At 65.9% G+C, this 18,078-nt stretch carries 13 protein-coding genes; 6 read left to right on the forward strand and 7 right to left on the reverse strand.

Annotation, left to right across the window (positions count from 1 at the left end; translation table 11 throughout):
* Positions 1-69: 69 nt before the first annotated feature.
* The 5 genes from FPY90_RS20220 to FPY90_RS20240 all read right to left on the reverse strand — a co-directional run bounded on the left by FPY90_RS20220 (position 70) and on the right by FPY90_RS20240 (position 6,566).
* Positions 70-1,728: an ABC transporter substrate-binding protein gene (locus tag FPY90_RS20220; RefSeq protein WP_498683003.1), complete on the reverse strand. Its 1,659-nt coding sequence runs from the start codon at positions 1,726-1,728 to the stop codon at positions 70-72.
* A 77-nt stretch (positions 1,729-1,805) separates the two neighbouring features.
* Complete coding sequence (locus tag FPY90_RS20225) at positions 1,806-2,915, reverse strand: class II histone deacetylase (protein ID WP_071215695.1); 1,110 nt, start codon at positions 2,913-2,915, stop codon at positions 1,806-1,808.
* 70 nt (positions 2,916-2,985) lie between these two features.
* Positions 2,986-4,062, reverse strand: a complete 1,077-nt coding sequence (locus tag FPY90_RS20230) for an ABC transporter permease (RefSeq protein ID WP_498683007.1) — start codon at positions 4,060-4,062, stop codon at positions 2,986-2,988.
* Positions 4,059-5,513 carry a sugar ABC transporter ATP-binding protein gene (locus FPY90_RS20235; protein ID WP_498683009.1) on the reverse strand — a complete coding sequence of 485 codons (1,455 nt, stop codon included), beginning with the start codon at positions 5,511-5,513 and terminating at the stop codon, positions 4,059-4,061. Before FPY90_RS20235 ends, FPY90_RS20230 begins: the two co-directional genes overlap by 4 nt.
* 60 nt (positions 5,514-5,573) lie before the next feature.
* Entirely contained in the window at positions 5,574-6,566 is a 993-nt protein-coding gene (locus FPY90_RS20240; protein ID WP_498683011.1) for a sugar ABC transporter substrate-binding protein, read from the reverse strand.
* Positions 6,567-6,889: 323 nt separating this feature from the next.
* Between FPY90_RS20240 and FPY90_RS20245 the strand changes: the two genes are divergently transcribed.
* Complete coding sequence (locus FPY90_RS20245; RefSeq protein ID WP_071215699.1) at positions 6,890-7,669, forward strand: SDR family NAD(P)-dependent oxidoreductase; 780 nt, start codon at positions 6,890-6,892, stop codon at positions 7,667-7,669.
* A gap of 135 nt (positions 7,670-7,804) precedes the next feature.
* Complete coding sequence (locus tag FPY90_RS20250) at positions 7,805-8,545, forward strand: SDR family NAD(P)-dependent oxidoreductase (RefSeq protein WP_071215700.1); 741 nt, start codon at positions 7,805-7,807, stop codon at positions 8,543-8,545.
* Here FPY90_RS20250 and FPY90_RS20255 read toward each other — a convergent pair.
* On the reverse strand, positions 8,542-10,305 hold the full coding sequence (locus tag FPY90_RS20255) for an ABC transporter substrate-binding protein (RefSeq protein ID WP_071215701.1): 1,764 nt from the start codon (positions 10,303-10,305) through the stop codon (positions 8,542-8,544). The genes FPY90_RS20250 and FPY90_RS20255 overlap by 4 nt on opposite strands.
* A gap of 137 nt (positions 10,306-10,442) precedes the next feature.
* On the opposite strand from FPY90_RS20255, the gene FPY90_RS20260 reads away from it, so the two are divergent.
* The 4 genes from FPY90_RS20260 to FPY90_RS20275 are packed head-to-tail and all read left to right on the forward strand — an operon-like array spanning position 10,443 to position 16,985.
* On the forward strand, positions 10,443-11,789 hold the full coding sequence (locus FPY90_RS20260) for an APC family permease (protein ID WP_498683014.1): 1,347 nt from the start codon (positions 10,443-10,445) through the stop codon (positions 11,787-11,789).
* Between the two features lie 56 nt (positions 11,790-11,845).
* The gene (locus FPY90_RS20265) at positions 11,846-13,897 is read left to right on the forward strand and encodes a hydantoinase/oxoprolinase family protein (RefSeq protein WP_071215703.1); all 2,052 of its coding nucleotides are present in this window, start codon (positions 11,846-11,848) and stop codon (positions 13,895-13,897) included.
* Positions 13,898-13,899: 2 nt separating this feature from the next.
* Positions 13,900-15,576, forward strand: coding sequence for a hydantoinase B/oxoprolinase family protein (locus FPY90_RS20270; RefSeq protein ID WP_071215704.1), 1,677 nt, complete (start codon positions 13,900-13,902; stop codon positions 15,574-15,576).
* Positions 15,573-16,985: an NAD(P)/FAD-dependent oxidoreductase gene (locus tag FPY90_RS20275; RefSeq protein ID WP_071215705.1), complete on the forward strand. Its 1,413-nt coding sequence runs from the start codon at positions 15,573-15,575 to the stop codon at positions 16,983-16,985. Before FPY90_RS20270 ends, FPY90_RS20275 begins: the two co-directional genes overlap by 4 nt.
* A gap of 292 nt (positions 16,986-17,277) precedes the next feature.
* Here FPY90_RS20275 and FPY90_RS20280 read toward each other — a convergent pair whose 3' ends face one another.
* Positions 17,278-18,057, reverse strand: coding sequence for a type 1 glutamine amidotransferase domain-containing protein (locus FPY90_RS20280; protein WP_498683017.1), 780 nt, complete (start codon positions 18,055-18,057; stop codon positions 17,278-17,280).
* Positions 18,058-18,078 lie beyond the last annotated feature (21 nt).

Below are 18,078 nucleotides of genomic sequence, written 5' to 3' on the forward strand. Positions count from 1 at the left end.
CGAACCCTCACTCTCCAGGAACTCCACCACGGAGTGGGGATCCTGGGGAACCGGCCATGCAGCTTCAGGCTAGCGGTCAACGGCACCGTGCATTCCCGGAAACTGCAACCGGCTCATGGAACCAAACGGCGCTGGGCTGAGCACCACCGGTCCATCCGGTTGGATTTGGCAGGTCAAAAGCGGCATCCCGATCGTAGGGTCGATGGTCCCGTCTGGGTAGCTGAGTGGCGACTGGCCGTCCTCTCCCAGATAGTAGGTTCCGTTGAGCCCGCGATAGAGGATCTCGCGCAGGGCCGCGCTCACTCCAGCACTATCGGTCCCTCCATTTTGGCGCCACGCGGTGGCCAATAGCTGGACTTGGTCGTAGGCCGAGCTGGATTGCGCGGGCCCGGGTTCGACCCCGTAGCGGACCGCGTAGTTGCGCTGGAACGTGCGTGCGATGGCGGAATCGGTTCGGTTGGTCACCGAGCTCCACACCACACCGTTGGCAAGGTCCCCCAGCTGCTCCACAAACCGGGGGCTCGAGGCGGCATAGACATAGTGGACCAGTCCGGTGAAATTCGCTGCATGCAGCTGCCGCTGCAATTCCGCGATCTCGTCGGTGATGAAATGCGCCACGAGGATGACCTCGGCGCGGGACTCCACCAAACGCCGGGCCACTTCTTCCCAATCCGACTGCCGGAAGGGTGCGCTTTCGCGGCTGACAATGCTCCAGCCCACTGAAGCGACAGCGGGCTCGAAGCCGTTTCCACCGATGTGTGCACTCGGCGTATCCATCTCTACCAGCGCCATCCGGCGTTCCTTGGGGTGATAGTTCCGCAATGTCCCGAGATCGCGCAGGAACCGCACAAACGCCATCGCGTAGTACTTTTCCGACGGGCATGTCTGGAACACCATTCCGTAACGTCGGGGATTGCTCCGGACCAGGTCCACGTGGCGCTCGAAAGTGTCAACGTGGAGAAAAGGCCTGCCGTAGTTGGCGGCCATCTCCAGCAGGAAGGGATTTTCGGCGCTCGAGTAGTGCGTGGTAATGGCATCGACTCCGGCATCGATGAGCCGCTGCATGGCGGCCCGGACAGCGTCGGGGTCATACAGGTCCGCGTCGGCAACAAGGTGTTCAAGGGAACGGCCTGCCACTCCTCCGTTGGCATTGATCTCCTCGACGGCCAGCGCCGCTCCTCGAACCAGCTCCTCGCCCTCGTCGTTGGCCTGGCCGGTCAGGGACGCGAGCGTTCCGATCAAGATCGGTCGCGGACCGTCGACCGTCTTTGAACCTGAAGGTATTCGCTGGGTCACGTCATCGACCATGCCGGCGAATCGTTCGACGCTCACGACGGAGATGTGCGCCACCCCGTCGATGCCTCCCGGCACCGGCAACGCAAGCAGGTGGCTGTCCACGACGAGCGAGGCCAGCCCTGCCCTGCTCACCTGGCCGAGCTTGTGCAGCAGCCGTTCCACCTGGGTGGACACGGTCCGACGGCTGGTTCCGAGCCGGTCCCCGATCTCCGGGTTGGACAGCCCGAGCGACAACAACGTCAGGACTTCGATTTCGCGCCGGGTGATGCCCTGTGGCAGTTCGGCCGGAACGGCGCGGATCAGCGCCCGTTCGTACTGCTCACCGCGCCGGCGGGTCCGTTCAACCACAACCGACAGCCACGGTTCGGCGGCACGGTACAGGAACTGAACACGGTGGCGGTTCAGGAGGAGGAACCCGCGGGCGTAAGCCACCAGGTCTGGCGGCGGCGGACCACCGTGGACGGATTCGATCCGTCCACGGTGGTCGGTGAGGAACTCGAGTATTTGGGTCATCGGCGGTGGTCTGGCACGTTTTTCACGAGCTCACCGGCCATGTCGACGGCTTCCTTCTGCCAAGGTTCCAACTGAAGCTGCGGATAGTCGGCAAAGAATGCCATGTAGGGGTCTTCGACCCCCGATTCCAAGCCCGTCAATTCCTCAAGGACCGCCATGCCACAGAACGGGACATAGTGCGCCGAGTAGCCTCCCTCGTGGATGAACGCTATGCGACCGGCACAAAGTTCGGAAGCAGCGTCGATCATCCGCCGGGACATGGCCCTGAACCCGTCACTGGTGACCACCATGCGGCCAAGCGGATCCGTGGCCGAGGCGTCGAAGCCGCTGCCGACGATGATGAGTTCGGGCTGGAAACGTTCCAAAGCCGGACCCACGACGCGCTCCAGGGCATCGAGGTAACCGCCGTCTCCCGTTCCCGCCGGCAGCGGGATGTTGATGGCGGTTCCCTCGGCGTCCGCACCGCCGTTCTCGCCGTGCATTCCGGAGTCCGTCGGGTAGAGCCTGTCTTGGTGCAGGGAAATCGTGAGGACGGCCGGGTCGTTCCAAAACACACTCTGTGTCCCGTTTCCGTGGTGCACGTCCCAGTCGACGATCGCGACCCGCGTGAGCCCGAATTCGTCCAGGGCGACCCGCGCGGCGATCGAGGTGTTGGCAAAGAGGCAGAAACCGCGGCCGCGGTCGGCTTCCGCATGGTGCCCGGCGGGGCGCACCAACGCGTAGGCGTTGTCCACCTCGCCGCGCAGCACGGCCCGAACCGCGCCTACGGCGGCACCTGCCGATAGCTTCGCGATCGACAGGCCCTGCGGGCCGAATTCCGCGCTCTCCCCGGCGTCTCCGCCGGTCTCGTTCATGTCCTCGAGACGTTGCAGGTACCCGGGGGTGTGCACCGCCAGGATCTCCTTGTCCGTCGCAGGGGCCGCATCCAACGCGACCATTTTCTTGTCGAACGCGCTGACCTGCACCAACGCCGCAAAGCGTCCCTTGGAGTCGGGCGAGTCGAAGGCCGTGTGGGGCTGGATGAAGCCCCCGGGCCGGAAGAAACCCGATCCATTGCCGGTGTTGTGCCAGTTGAAGGCCTCGTGCCAGATCCATCCGGTGCTCATGATTGCGTGCCCTTCTTTGCGTGAATTCTTGTGTTTCGGGGCTATGCGGCCCTCGAGGTATTTGAGACGGCTAGTGTTTGCCGGCACCCAGACGTTGGGGCTCCCCGGCCAGGGGCGTGCTGGGATCCCCGGGATCACCACCTGCCTCGATGCTTGCATCGAGGACCGCCTTGCCGCGGGTTGCCCAGGATTGCTTGACGATCTTTTGGATCGATTCGTCGAGCGCCACGGCCACCACCAAGGTCAGGCCCACGATGATCGTCTGGAGGAACGGGGAGGCCTGCAGGAAGACCAAGCCGTTGCGCATGACGCCGAAGAAGAGCAGGCCGGCCAAGACACCGCCGACGCGGCCGACGCCGCCGGCAAACGCCACGCCGCCAAGCAGGGCAACCGTCAGGGCATTCATTTCCAGGTTCAAGCCCACGGCGGGGCTCACCGACTGGACCTTGGCGCCCAGCATGATTCCCGCCAGGGCGGAGGCGAGGCCTGTGGCCGCGAACAACCCGAACCGGACGCGGCGCACGTTGACGCCCATCAGACGCGCGGCGCGTTCGCTGCCTCCGATGGCGTATGTCTCGCGACCCACCCGGTGCCTGTTCAGCACGTACCAAACGGCGGCAACAACCAGTATCAGCAGCAGCATCCGGACCGGGAAGGGACCAACGGTGGCGGTGCCGAAGCCTTGGAATGTCTCGGGCAATTCCCGTCTGGTCACGGTGCGTCCGCCCGTCACCATCATCGCGTAACCACCCCAGACGCTCAGGAAGCCCAAGGTCACCACGATGGGATTCAAGCCGAGATAGGCGACGAGGAAACCGTTAAGGGCGCCGGCCGCAATTCCAAAGGCCAGACCCACTGCGATGCCCAAGACCGTCGATCCGGTGGCGCTCATGACAAGCGCCGAGTTAACCGCGGCGGCCGAGGCGATGGACCCGACCGACAGGTCGACCGAACCGGAAATCATCAGCAGTGCCAAGGGAAGCGCCACGATGCCGAGCTCGGCGACCTGCAGCACCACATTCAGTGCATTGCTGGTGCTCATGAAGCGCGGGTTGAGGATCGTGAAGAACACGATCAGGAGAACGAGTGCAAAGAAGATCCCGTTCTTGGCCAGAAAGCTCTTGAGATTGACTGAGGGTAGCTTCACCGGGAGACCCCTTCCATGGGTCGTACTGCATCTGATAACTGGAGCAACGTGGAAACAAGGTCTCCGCTGAATTCGGGGCCGCGCGGGACTTCACTGCGTGAGCCTCCGTACATGACGTAGGAACGGTCGCAGAGCTGGGCGATCTCGTCCGATTCCGCGGAAGCGACCAGCACCGCCACACCTTGGGTTGCGAGCCCGCGCACGGCGGTGGCGATGTCCTGCTTGGCCCCGACGTCGACGCCTTGGGTCGGCTGGGCCAGCAGCAGGACACGCGGTTGGCGCGGAAACATCCAGCGCGACAGCAGGTGTTTTTGCCGGTTTCCGCCGCTGAACTCGTCAATTGGCGCGTCGGCTCCGGGGCCCAGGATATTGAGCTGTTTCCGGGCTTCCGCGTAGGTGCCCTTCCCTACCGCAGGACCCACCCACCATCCGCGGCCGGGCAGTTGCCGGAGCCACGGGAGGAACACCGTGTCCAACGCCGAGGCGCCGGATACCAGTCCGTCGTTTTCACGGTCCGCGGGCACCAAGTGGATACCCCAGCGCACCGCGGCTTCCGGCGAGGCGATGTCGACGTCCTCGCCATTCCAGCTAAAGCGCCCATGGCCGTCCAGACCGAAGAGCCCGGCCAGGAAGCTGAATTGTTCGCCCGCCGCCATCCCGAAAAGGCCGACCACTTCGCCGGCGGCGACGCTGATCCCGTTTGAATCGAGGCACCCTGCACCCACTTGTACCCGGGCCGGAACGAACTCCTCGTCGGCCATTCCCGGGGCCAGGGCTTGGGCCAGCGTCCGGCCCGTGAACGAATCTGTGGCCCCGTCTACCACCAGCTGCCCGGACCTGAGCACCAAAATGCGCTCGCATACGTCCAGGATGTCTGGCAGCCGGTGGGAGACGTAGATGACCGTCACCCCGCGCTTGGCCAACTGCCTGATCAAGGCATGCAATGATTCGGTTTCGGCACGGCCCAATGCGGCGGTTGGTTCATCGAGCAGCAGCATTTTCATGTCGCCGGTCAGGAACCCGCGCGCCAAGTCGACGAGCTGGCGCTCACCCAACGAGAGTGCATCGACCATGAGATCCAGGTCGAGGTCGGATCCGACCTCGGTCAGGGCACACCGGGCACGCTCGCGTTGTCCGGTGCTGCGCCGAAGACCCTGTCCCAGGAACATGTTGTCCAGGATGCTTAGGTTCGGGGCCAATGCTGGCTCCTGGTGGATCACCGTGATGCCCAGCTTCGAGGCTTCCTGCGGCGTCAACTTCCCGGGTGCAGGCGCACCGTCGACGATGAACTCCCCGCTCGATGCGGCATAGACCCCGGAGAGTACGTTGAACAACGTGGACTTGCCGGCACCGTTGTGGCCCAGCAGGCCGACGATTTCACCGGCCGCCACCGAGAGCGAGACCCCGTCCAGCGCCCGGGTGGCGCCGAATTCCACGGAAAGGTTGTCCAACTGCAGTCGCAAATCGTCTTCACCCGACTCCGGCCGGGACTGTGTGGCATGCATCCTGGGTCAGCTTCCGCTCTTGCGGTCGCTGTGGAAAGAGGCGGCGTTTTCCGGGGTTACCCGGGTGGAAGAAATCTCGATGTTGCCCTTCAGAGTTCCCTCGGCCGCGTCGATGAGCAGCTGCGCGTTCTTCTCGGCGAGTTCCTTGGCCGGCAGGATGAACCCGAGGCGCCAGATGCTGTCCTTTTCCTGGATCAGATCCAGGGATTCGTCCGTGGCATCTAGGGCACCAAGTAGGTAGTCGGGGTCCTTGGGGTCCACGCCGTGGGCCAAGAGAGCCCGGTAGGAACCGATCAGTTGATCGGAGCCGGTTGAAAGCCAGACCTTGGTGTTGGGATCCGCCGACAGCTGGTTCTTGGTGTTTTCCAGTCCGTCCTCGATGGTCAGTGACGGCATGTCCGAGATCTTGACCTTCGCCCCCGCCTTCTTCAGGCCGTCCTTGATGCCGTTGGAACGGTCAATGCCCAGGTCGGTCTCGTAGTAGCTGAAAAGGCCGACGGGGACTTCGGCGGCACCGTACTTCTTCACGATCCACTTGCCTGCCTCCTCGCCAAGGGTCAGGCCGTCGTTGTAGTTGTCGATGACCAATGCGGCCTTGATGCCGTCCCATTGGGTGGCATACCCGACGACGGGAATGTTCGCGGCCGTCGCCTCGGCGGTGACGGGAACCATGGAGTCCGATTGCACGGGGTAGCCCATGATGGCCTTGATGTCGCCGCGCTGGATCCATGACTGCCAGCTGGAAACCTGGTTCTGGATGTTCCACTGTGGATCGTCACTGACCAGTTCGTAGCCCGCCGCTGACACGATTGGCTTCATGTATTCGAGTTCATCGACCCAGATCTGGATGTCCAACCCTGCGAAACTCATCGCAACCGCGCCCTTGTCGGGAGCGCCGGACGAATCCCCTTCGGCCGGGGCGCCGGAGGCGCATCCGGCAAGGACGAGTGCCGCCACGGCACCGAGCGACGCGAGTCGTGCAAACCTACGAGATTTCATTGTTCCTCCAATGGCTGCGACGGATACCCGGCGGCTTCCCCGGCTGGTGTCCGTGTCTTCTGAGAAGCCATCTCACCAGAGCAGAACATACAGCACATGCGTCATCTGACGTATGAACGATTAAGCCCGGATTTCGAACCCGTTTGGAAATATGGCTTCCCTTCCCGTACGTCATTCGACGCATGCAACTTGCCGCAGGGAGTTCAAGGATGGGAACACGCGAATATCGGGAGGTAAAAGCCAATGAGCCATGGGGCCGGGCGCCAAGGCAGCCACAGCATGATCGACCGCGGCAGGAATGCCACACCGGACCGGGTCCGGGCATGACCGGGTCCTTCCAGCGGGCCCCGATGCGGACCTTGGTGACCGGCGCGGCGCGCGGCCTCGGCAGGGACATCGCCCTGAAGCTCGCGGACCAAGGGCATCTGGTCTTGGCATGCGACGCGTCCGCCGCGGTCTCCGAGCTCGGGGGCGAACGCGGCGGCAGGATCCGCACGATGCAGCTGGATCTCACGGAGTCCGACGCCGACCGTATGTTGGTTGGCGGTGCCATCGAGCTCCTTGGCGGTCTGGACGCGCTGGTCAACAATGCCGGCGTCGGCGGCCCCGGAACCCTTCTGGAGCACACCACCGACGCAGACCTTGAACAGGTGCTTGCGGTCAACCTGCTCTCACCGGCACGGCTGTGCCGTGCCGCCCTGCCCATCCTGCGCCGCGGCGGGCGCGGCCGCATCGTCAACGTGGGATCGCTGTTCGCGAACCACCCCCAATCGCACGGAGTGGCCTACTCGATGTCCAAAGGCGCACTCGCCGCCCTCACCCGTAGCCTCGCCGTGGAGGAGGGACCGTACGGGACCACCGTCAACACGGTTTCCCCGGGCTACATGCTCACCGGCATGCACCGCGAGGAAGCCGCGCTCCAGGCGGCCCTCCGGGGCGTGGGCGTCGCGGAAGAGCTGGAGCGCATCAGCTCCGCCATACCGATGCGTCGGCACGGGACGGGGGAGGACGTGGCGGCCACCGTGGCATGGTTGCTCAGCGAACCCGCTGGCTACGTCAGCGGGCAGGATATCCCGGTCAACGGCGCCGCGGCGTTCGGCTAGGCCGAGTGGCCAACGCCGACTTTAGTTTCAATCCCAGGAAAGAAAGCAGCACAATGTACAACACGGCATTTCCGAGGCCCGCCGCAGCACGGCGGCCATACACGAGGGCAACAGCGCGCTCAACCGGGGCCCTCCGTGGCTGAGTATTTCCCGGTGCTGGCCGTCACCGGTGCCACCTCGGGGATCGGCGCAGCCACTGCCCGGCTGGCCACGGCCGCCAATTACCGGGTCGCCATGCTGGACCTAGCCGCGCCCGCGGACGAGGCCCTGCTGCGGCATGAAAACACCATCTTCGCCAAGTGCGACGTGACCTCCCGCGAGTCGCTGCAGTCGGCGCTGGCCCTGATTGAGGAGACGTGGGGGCAGGGCCCGGATGCGGTGGTCCACTGCGCAGGCGTCTACCAAACAAGCGCCACCGAGGACCTGGACCTCGACCTGTTTGCGCGGGTGCAAAACATCAACACGACCGGGACCTTCCTGACCGCCGGGATCCTGGGCCGGTCTATGCTCGAGCGCGGCGCGGGCAGCATGGTGCTGTTGAGTTCGATCGCCTTCGCCCTGGGAGACGAGGCCGAACCCGGCGCCGCCTATGCCGCCAGCAAGGGGGCCGTCGTGTCGATGGGCCGGCAGCTTGCCGCGGAGTGGGGCCCGCGCGGGGTCCGCACCAACGTCGTGGCCCCCGGCGTCATCGACACCCCCATGACCACCATCGTCGACAACGAACGGGCCTACGGGGACCTTCTGGCAACTCACCCGCTGCGCCGGCTCGGTACTGCCGAGGAGGTCGCACGGGTGTGCCTGTTCCTGGTCGGCCCGGGGTCCAGCTACGTCAACGGCGCGGTCATCCCCGTGGATGGTGGCCAGTGCATCGTCTAGTCGGCATCTAAGCGGGGCTGTGGCTCCTGGTCCTGGTGGCCGGGCAGCTGGAGCCTGGCCATCGATCCGAAGAGCGGCGGGCTGAGCACCACCGATTTTCCGCCCTGGATCTGCGAGGTGACCAGGACCTGGCCGATGGTCGGGTCCGAGGTTCCGTCCGGGTAGCTCAGCGGCGATTGCCCGCCCCCGCCGAAGTAGTAGATCCCGTTGAGCCCGTGGTACACGTCCTCGCGCAGCACCTTGCAGGTCCCGCGCGGGACCGTGCTGCCGTTGCGTGCCCAGCTCCAGGCCAGCAGCTGGATCTGGTCGTACGCCGAGCTCGCCTGGGACGGGCCGGGCTCCGCCCGGTAGCGCATCACGTAGTTGCGGTGGAACCGAGTCGCCGAGTCCGAATCCATGCGGCTGGTCACCGAACTCCAGATCGCGCCGTCGGCCAGCGGCCCGAGCACGTCCCGGAAGCGCGGGATCGAAGCCCCGTAGACGTAGTGAACCAGCCCGCGGAACCCGCCCTCGACCAGCAGCCGGTGCAAGGTGGCGATTTCATCCGGGACGTAGTGGGCCACCAGGACGACGTCCGGGGCCGCCTCGCAAATCCTGCGTGCGATCTTTATCCAGTCGGTGCTCCGGACCGGCGCCGCATACCTGGCCAAGACGCCCCAGCCGATAGCGGCGAGTTCTTGATCGAACCCCTCCCCGGCGATCCGGGTGCTGGCTGAGTCCGTTTCCACGATTGCGATCCGCCGGTTGGCCGGCTCGTAGCGGCGCGACGCCTCGAGTTCTCCCAGGAAGCGCAGGAAGGCAAGGGCGTAGTATTTTTCCGAAGGGCAGGTTTGGTAAACCATCCAAAAGCGGTCCGGGCGCGCCTCGACCAGATCCACGTGCTGTTGGAATGTGTCCAGATGCAGGAAGGGGCGGCCGTAGTCGGCCGCCGTCTCCAACAGGAAAGGGTTTTCCGCGCTGATGTAGTTCGTGGTGATCGCATCGACCTGCGCCCCCACCAGCTGGGCCATGGCCGCCTCGACGGTTGATGGGTCGAAGAGGTCGGCACCCGCGACGAAGTGTTCCAGGCGGCGGCCGGCCACGCCCCCGTTGGCGTTGATTTCCTCGATGGCCAGAGCCGCACCGCGCACCATCTCCTCCCCGTCGTCGGCCGCGATGCCCGAAAGTGCGGCCAGCGTGCCGATGACGATGGGATGCCGGCTGGCCAGCGTGGTTTCCGGGTCGGCGGAGGCGCCCCTGCCAGAACGAAGGGCGGCGGCGAATTGCTCCAGCCCGACCGCCGCGATCGGCGCCACCCCCTCGACACCGCCGGGTACCGGGAGCGCCAGCAGACTGGCGTCTACCGCGATCGCCGCCAGCCCGCCGCGGCCGCGCTGTTCAAGCTTGTGCAGCAGCCGCTCGATCTGCGTAGTCACAGTCCGCGGGCTGGTACCCAGCCGGCCGGCGATTTCCGCATTCGGTAGCCCGAGCGCAACGAGCGTCAGCACATCGATTTCCCGCGGGGTGACTCCCCGGGGCAACATCAGGGGGTTTGCGTTGACCAGGGCATGGTCGTGTTGCTCGCCGCGCGTGCGTTGGCGCTCCATGCGGATCGCGAGCAGGAGTCCCTCGGCGCGATAGACAAACTGGATCTCCGAGCGGTTGGTGAGCAGGAACCCCCTCGCATACAACGCCAGCAGTGCCGGAGGTTCCAGCCCGCGAAGCAGCGTGGTGCGGCCGCGGTGATCGGTGGTGAACTCGGCATGGGAAGCACGCGGCAATCGGATTCCAGTCACAGCGAGAACACTAACAGATTGAAAATCTTCATACGCATAAATACGCATGACAGATTCCCGCGGCTGCCCCCACACTGGATGAGCCATATGAGTCACATCACAAGTCGCACCTTGGAGTGGAAATGAGCACTGTCTCTCAAACGACGAAGAGCCCCCGCCTCAAGCGGGTGCTCGGGCTGCCCGCCACCGTCCTGTTCGGCCTGGCCTACATGCTGCCGCTGACGGTCTTCACGACCTACGGCATCGTCAACCAAATCACCGAGGGGCACATCGTCACCTCGTACCTGGTGACCCTGGTTGCCATGCTGTTCACCGCCGCCAGCTACGCACGCATGGTCAAGGCCTTCCCGATGGCGGGATCCGCTTACACGTACACCCGAAAGACCCTGGGCGGGAACGTCGGATTCCTTGGCGGCTGGGCCCTGTTGCTGGACTACCTGCTCATGCCGATGATCACGTACCTGGTGATCGGCATCTACATGCAGGCCAGCTTCCCCGCTGTCCCGCAGCCAGTGTGGATCGTGCTGTCGCTGGTCATCGTGACGGCCCTGAATGTCGCCGGCATCAAGATGGTGTCCAAGGCCAGCAGCGTCCTGCTCGTCTTCCAGACCGTTTTCCTCTTGGTGTTTGCGGCGATGGGCATCCGTGCCGCCACGAACAACCCAATGCCCTCCATCGTGGACATGATGATCGGCCAGGGCCCGGGAACCACCGCCATCTTCGCGGGCTCCGCCATTCTCTGCCTCTCGTTCCTCGGATTTGACGCGGTGTCCTCGCTGGCCGAAGAGACCATCGACCCCAAGAAAGTCATTCCCAAGGCAATCATCCTGGTCACCCTGCTCGGCGGCGTGCTGTTCGTCATCATCTCGGTGATCGCCAACCTCGCGTTCCCCGATTGGAGCGCCTACACCAGCGTTGACTCCGCGGCGCTGGACGTCACCCATGCCGCAGGCGGCGCATTCCTCGAAGCGTTCTTCACCGCCGCCTACATCGCCGGATGCTTCGGGGCGGTGCTGGCCTCCCAGACCACCGTCTCTCGCATCCTCTACTCGATGGGCCGCGACGGCGTCCTGCCGCGCCGGGTCTTCGGGCACTTGCACCCGAAGTTCCGGACCCCTGTCTACTCGACCCTGGCCGTCGGCGCCATCGGCCTGCTCGCCCTGGTCATCGACCTCACCCTGGCCTCCTCGCTGATCAGCTTTGGAGCGCTCTCCGCCTTCACGCTCGTGAACATCGCCGTCATCAAGCACTACTACATCGACCAGAAGCGCCGCTCGGGGCTGGACGCGGTCCGGTACCTTGCGGCCCCGGCCATCGGCGTCATCCTTTGCCTCTGGCTGTGGTCCAGCCTCTCCATGAGCGCCTTCGTTGTCGGGTTCACCTGGCTGGCGATCGGAATGGTGTATCTGGCGGTGCTCACCCGCGGATTCCGCAAGGCGCCGCCCGAACTCCCCGTCGCCGACGACTAGCCGCCATGCAACCCCCATCAGCCGCACCCCGCTCCACGCACAACCAAAGGAACACCATGACTTCGCTCGCCCAATGGATCGTCAGCATCGACGCCGGCGGAACATTCACGGACGCCATTGCCCATGCCAACGACGGCCGAACGCTGGTCACCAAGACGGCCTCAACCCCGGATGACCCGTCCCGCGGACTGACCAACGCCGTTGCCGAACTCGCCGCCCAGGGCATGGACCTGAACGAGGTCAAACTGGTCTGCCACGGCACCACCGTGGCCACCAACGCCACACTGACCGGAAACCTGGCACGCATCGCACTGATCACCACTCGCGGTTTTCGGGATGTCATGGCGTACCGCCAGGGCAGCCGCCCGCAGGTCTACAGCCTGAAACCGGAACGCCCCAACGAACTGGTCGAACGGCACGCGCGCTTCGAAGTCAACGAACGCATCGCAAGCAATGGCTCGGTGGTGACCGCCCTGCAGCAGGAGGACATCGACGCCGTGCTGGAGAAGATCGCGGCCCTGGAACCCGAAGCCATCGCCGTCAGCCTCCTCTTTAGCTACCTAAACCCGGTCCACGAGGACATGCTGCTGGCGGCCCTCGAAAAGCGCTTCCCGGACACCCCTATCACCATCTCGAGCCAGGTGGCCCGCGAGTTCCGCGAATACCCGCGCACCGCCACCACGGTCATCAATGCGGCTCTTCGTCCCGTGGTCGGGGCCTACCTCGAGCGGGCCGCCGGATCACTGGCCGCCGGCGGGGTCCTGGCACCGTTCCAGGTCATGCAGTCCAACGGCGGCTGCGTCCCGGCCGGGCGCGCCGCCGGCCAGGCGCACCGCCTGATCCTGTCCGGACCCGCCGGGGGAGTCTCCGGTCTGTTGCGCGGCGCCGCCGAGCACGGGTTGCCCAACGTCATCAGTCTCGACATGGGCGGAACAAGCGTCGATGTGTGCCTGGTGCGGGGTTCGCTGGCCCCGTACACGAGCATGCAGGTAGTCCAGGACCACACGCTGATCGCCCCGACGGTGGACATCCACACCATCGGCGCCGGCGGTGGATCGATCGCCTGGGTGGACCGCACCAAGCGCCTGCGCGTGGGTCCGCAGTCGGCCAAGGCCGTCCCGGGGCCGGCAAGCTACGGCCGCGGCGGCACCGAGGCAACGCTGACCGACGCGCACGTGGTGCTGGGAACGCTGGGGTCCGGCGCGCTGGCCGGGGACCTGCGACTCGACTACGCCGCGGCCGAAAAGGCCGTGCGGGAGATCGGCGAGCAGCTGGGCATGGGTGTCATCGAGGCCGCGGAGGCCATCCTGGCGATCGCCATGGCCCACATGGTTCGGGCCGTCCGCAAGGTCAGCGTCGAGCGCGGCCTGGATCCGCGCGAATTCTCGCTCTTCCCCTTCGGCGGGGCAGGACCGCTGCACGCCGGCCTGCTGCTGCGCCACCTGGGGCTGTCCAGCGTCGTGGTTCCCCACCAGCCGGGGCTCTATTCCGCCGACGGCCTGTTGGCAGCGGGCCTGCGTATCGACGACTCGCAGACCGTGCTGCGCCCCTTCGGTGCGGACGCCCTCCCGCCCGTTTCCCGGTGGCTTGTCGAACGCCGGGACGAGCTGGTCCGGCAGGTCATCGAGGACGGCGCGGCCGCCGGCAGCGTGCGGACCTCGGTCACCGTCGACTGCCGCTACCTGGGACAGGGCTACGAGCTCAGCGTGCCGCTTGACGGCGCTTCGGTGGAGGACCTGGAGCTGATCGCCGAGCGGTTCCACCCGCTGCACCGCGAGCTCTACGGGCACAGCTCGGAGCGCGAAACTGTGGAAATCGTCACGGTGCGCCTGGCCGTCACCGGAGGCTTCGACCGCGTGGCGCAGCCGGCCCGAGCCGCCGGCACCACGGGACCCGCGGATGCCGCCATCGTCGGCCGTCGCACCGTCCACCTGCCCGGCACCGGTGAAACCACCACCGCCATCTACGACCGCACCAAACTCCAGCCGGGCAACACGCTGGCCGGACCAGCCATCGTCCAGCAGATGGACGCGACCACCGTCCTGCTGGGCGGGCAGACTGGCCGCGTCACGGCCAACGGAGACATCATCATCACGGAGGACAACTAGCCATGACCACACTGACCGAGCACACCGCCACCGCCCTCGAACCGGAGGTGGACACCGTGACCTTCGAGGTGCTTTCCTCCGCGCTGACCTCCATCGCCGAGGAAATGGGCGTCGTCCTCAAGCGCTCCAGCTACAGCCCGATCATCCGCGACATGGACGACTTCTCCTGTGCCCTGTTCACCGCCGACGGCGACCTGGTCGCCCAGGCCGATTACATCCCCGCACAGCTTGGCGCCATGTCCCTGGTGGTCAAGGCCATCATCGAGCGCTGGGACGGACACATCAGCGACGGCGACGCCTTCATCTGCAACCACCCGTTCCTCGGCGCCATGCACCTTCCGGACGTCAACGTGGTGACCCCGATCTACGTTGAGGGGATCCTTTCGGGATGGAGCGGCACAGCCGCCCACCACATCGACGTCGGCGGCGTGAACCCGGGCAGCGAGGGCCCCGAACTGGAAGACATCTTCGCCGAGGGCCTGATCCTGCCGCCGGTCCGCTTGTCCATCGCAGGGGTCGAGAACCCCGACGTCATCTCGATCATCACCGACAACATCCGCGACCCGCTGAGCACCGTCAGCGACCTGCGCGCCCAGCGCGCCGCCTGTGTGCTGGGATACCAGCGACTGAACGAACTTGCCGGGCAGTACGGCCTGGACGTGGTCGGCTCCGTGATGCGCCGAAACCTCGACGTGGTCGAGCTCGCGGTCCGCAACGCCCTGCTGGATCTGCCCGACGGCGAGGGCGAGGCCGAGGGCTTCCTCGACGACGACGGCCTCGACGGCCCGCCCACCCGTATCCATGCCAAGGTCAGCAAGGTCGGCGACACCCTTCACCTCGACCTCTCCGGCTCCAGCGCCCAGGTCCGTGGCGCCATGAACGTGCCCTGGGCCAGCGCCCGCGCCGGCATCGTCTATGCGGTGCGGGCCGTGGTCGCCCCCGACCTGGGGTCCAACGACGGACTGCTGCGCGCCGTGGAAATCAACGCCCCGCTGGGCTCGGTGCTCAACCCGATGGCCCCGGCGGCCGTGTCGATCCGCCACAATACCTGCCAGCGCTTTGCCGACACGTTGATCCGTGCGCTGACCGACATGTGGCCCGAGGCCGCCGTGGGCAGCAGCACCGTCAGCTTCTTCTGCATGAACGTGGGCAGCACCTCCCCGGTCACCGGACGTCCGGCCGTCATGGCCGACGTGGTGGGCGGCGGCACCGGCGCCACCGGCGAGGGCGACGGACTCGATGGGGTGGACACCTACATGTCCAACGTGGGCGTGATGCCGGCCGAGGTCGTGGAAACGAACTACCGCATCCGGATCCTGCGCAACGAATTCGTTCCCGGCTCCCAGGGAACCGGCAGGTTCAACGGCGGCCTGGGGCTGCGCCGGGAATACGAGATCCTTGAGCACCCGCAGCGGGCCACCTTTTACGCGGAACAAACCAAGGCGGGATTTGCCCCGGAGGGCGCCTCCGGGGGAAGCTCCGGCCAGCCGACCAAAATCACGCTCATCTCCCCGGACGGCACCGAAACCATGGTGAAAACCAAGACCTCCACCACGCTGCAGCCCGGCACCATCGTGCGCGTCGAGACCGCAGGCGGCGGCGGCTTCGGGCCGGCAGCGGAGCGCAGCGAGTCGGCGCGCGAGTCGGACGAGCGCAATGGATTGGTGGTCTTCCCATGACCGGCACGAACATGACCGGCAGCGCGGTCGAGGACGCGCTGGCCGGCGCCGTGAACTCCGCGGTGTGGTTCGACGGATTCGAACGCAAACCCGCCGACGTCCTCGTCGGCAGCCACGAATGCGACCTGCTCATCGTCGGGGCCGGCTTCGGGGGGCTCTGGGCGGCTATGCGTGCCCGGGCACGCCACCCGGACTGGTCGATCACCGTCGTGGATGCACAGGAAATCGGCCGCGCGGCCTCCGGACGCAACGGAGGGTTCGTGTCCTACAGCGTGACCCACGGCCTGGCCAACGCCCTGGCACGATGGCCCAAGGAAGCCAGCCATCTCGAACGCCTGGGTTTGGAGAACCTGCAGGGGTTCGCCGACGACCTCCGGACCGCCTGCATCGACGGGGGCTTCCGCGCGGCGGGCAAGCTCCAGGTTGCCACGGCACCGCACCAACTGGAGGAACTCGCTGCGTCGGTGTCCAAGGCCAAGGAATATGGTCGGCCGCTGGAATTGCTCGATGCGGAACAAACCCGGGCCCGCATCGATTCGCCGACGTTCATCGGCGGTGTATTGGATCCGGTGGGTACCTGCCTGGTGGAGCCGTACAAGTTGGCGATGGAGATGCGCGACGCGCTGGCCCGGCAGGGGGTGGTGTTCTTCGAACACACGCCGGCGCAGAAACTAGAGGCCGACGGAGCGGGGATGCGCGTGCGCACCCCGGCCGGGAACATCGTGGCAGGCAAGGTCGTGCTGGCCACCAGCGCGTTCCCCGCGCTGCTGCTCCGCAACAGGATGACCACGGTGCCGGTCTACGACTACGCCCTGGCCACCGAGCCGCTGACCGACGGGCAATTCGAGTCGATCGGCTGGCGCTCGCGTGAGGGGTTGACCGACTCCGCGAACCAGTTCCACTATTCGCGGGTGACCGAGGACGGGAGGATCCTCTGGGGCGGCTACGACGCGATCTACCACTACGGCCGGCGCATCTCCACCGAGTTGGAGAACCGCCCCGGGACTTTCCGGAAACTCGCGGAGCAGTTCTTCGAGACCTTCCCGCAGCTCGAGGTGTCTTTCAGCCATGCCTGGGGCGGAGTCATCGATACCTCGACCCGGTTCAGCGCGGAGTACGGAACCGCTTTCGGGAAGCGCGTCGCCTATGTCCTGGGGCATACGGGGCTTGGCATGGGGGCGAGCCGTTTTGCCGCCGACACCATGTTGGACCTGCTTGATGGCCTGGATACGGAGCGGACCAGGCTTGACATGGTGAGGCGTCGGGCGGTCCCGTTTCCGCCCGAACCGGTGTGCGCGGCGGGGATCAACCTTACCCGGTACGAGCTTGCCCGTTCGGACCGGAACGAGGGTCGGCGTGGGCTCTGGCTCAAGGCCATGGACGCGTTGGGGCTGGGATTCGATTCCTGACCTCCCGGATTTCCCATCGGCCGGAGGCTTCCCCGGGAGCTGCTGCCTGCGCGGGTCAGGAAGTCCGTGCGCTGGATCGGTTCGTGCCGCAGGACAGCGAAGCCCCGCCCGTGATGCTGGACGACCAATGGGCGGTCCAATGACGGAACTTTGATTGGGAATCATGGGCTTGGGGCGTAGGCGCGGTATCGACGGCTAACGCACTCGGAGCGGCGACGCTCGGTGATGTTCGAAACGACGACCCGCGGCCGCCCCTCTTGGGGCGGTCGCAAGTCTCAGTGCTCCAGCGGCATCAGTGCTCGGTGTGCGCCTCGGCCGCCTTCTTGGCAGCCTTTTCGGCGTCCTTCTCGGCGCGAAGTGCCGCGGCCTCGTCGTGTTCCTCGACCTTCTCCTGGTGGATGACCTCGGCCAGTAGCTTCTCCATTTCCTTGGCCACGCGGGCCGCGGACGCGGGGTTCTGGCCGGTCACCAGTCGTTCGTCCACCACGACGTTCTCCGTGAAGTTCTCCGCCGGCACGTGGGTGGCGCCCTGCTCCTCGAGCCGGTCCGCCAGGAGGAACGGGACGACCTTCTCCTTACCCACGGCAACTTCCTCCTCGTTGGTGAAGGCAGCAACCCTCCGGCCCTCGACGAGTCGGAACCCGTTGTCCAGTTCCACGTTCACCAGGCCTGCAGGTCCGTGGCAGACCGCGCCGACCACGCCGCCCTTGTCGTAGACGCTGGCCACCAGGTTCTGCAGGCCTTCGCTTTCGGGGAAGTCCCACATGGCGCCGTGGCCTCCCACGAGGTACACGGCGTCGTATTGTTCGGGGTCAACCACGGCGACGCGGGCGGTGTTGTAGAGGCCGGCGCGCGTGGTTTCGTCTTCGGTGAAGGCGACCTGGATGGGATCTTCAGGATCCACTGTGTCGCGCGGGGGCTGGCCTCCCTGGATGGAGGCGAAGTCGACGAAATGCCCGGAATCCTTGAAGACCTTCCAGGGGTGTGCGGCCTCGGCCACGTTGTAGCCGGTCTTCTCTCCCGTATCGGCGATCTCGGAAACGCTGGTCAGAACCATGAGGATTTTCTTCATGTAGTGCTCCTTTCGTCCACT

This window comes from Arthrobacter sp. C2 (assembly GCA_024207135.1).
Taxonomy (GTDB): Bacteria; Actinomycetota; Actinomycetes; order Actinomycetales; family Micrococcaceae; genus Paeniglutamicibacter.

Coding starts and splice junctions, on each gene's coding strand:
- FPY90_RS20260 (WP_498683014.1), top strand. CDS start 10,443: ATGAGCACTGTCTCTCAAACGACGAAGAGCCCCCGCCTCAAGCGGGTG.
- FPY90_RS20270 (WP_071215704.1), top strand. CDS start 13,900: ATGACCACACTGACCGAGCACACCGCCACCGCCCTCGAACCGGAGGTG.
- FPY90_RS20240 (WP_498683011.1), bottom strand. CDS start 6,566: ATGAAATCTCGTAGGTTTGCACGACTCGCGTCGCTCGGTGCCGTGGCG.
- FPY90_RS20245 (WP_071215699.1), top strand. CDS start 6,890: ATGACCGGGTCCTTCCAGCGGGCCCCGATGCGGACCTTGGTGACCGGC.
- FPY90_RS20265 (WP_071215703.1), top strand. CDS start 11,846: ATGACTTCGCTCGCCCAATGGATCGTCAGCATCGACGCCGGCGGAACA.
- FPY90_RS20225 (WP_071215695.1), bottom strand. CDS start 2,915: ATGAGCACCGGATGGATCTGGCACGAGGCCTTCAACTGGCACAACACC.
- FPY90_RS20275 (WP_071215705.1), top strand. CDS start 15,573: ATGACCGGCACGAACATGACCGGCAGCGCGGTCGAGGACGCGCTGGCC.
- FPY90_RS20280 (WP_498683017.1), bottom strand. CDS start 18,057: ATGAAGAAAATCCTCATGGTTCTGACCAGCGTTTCCGAGATCGCCGAT.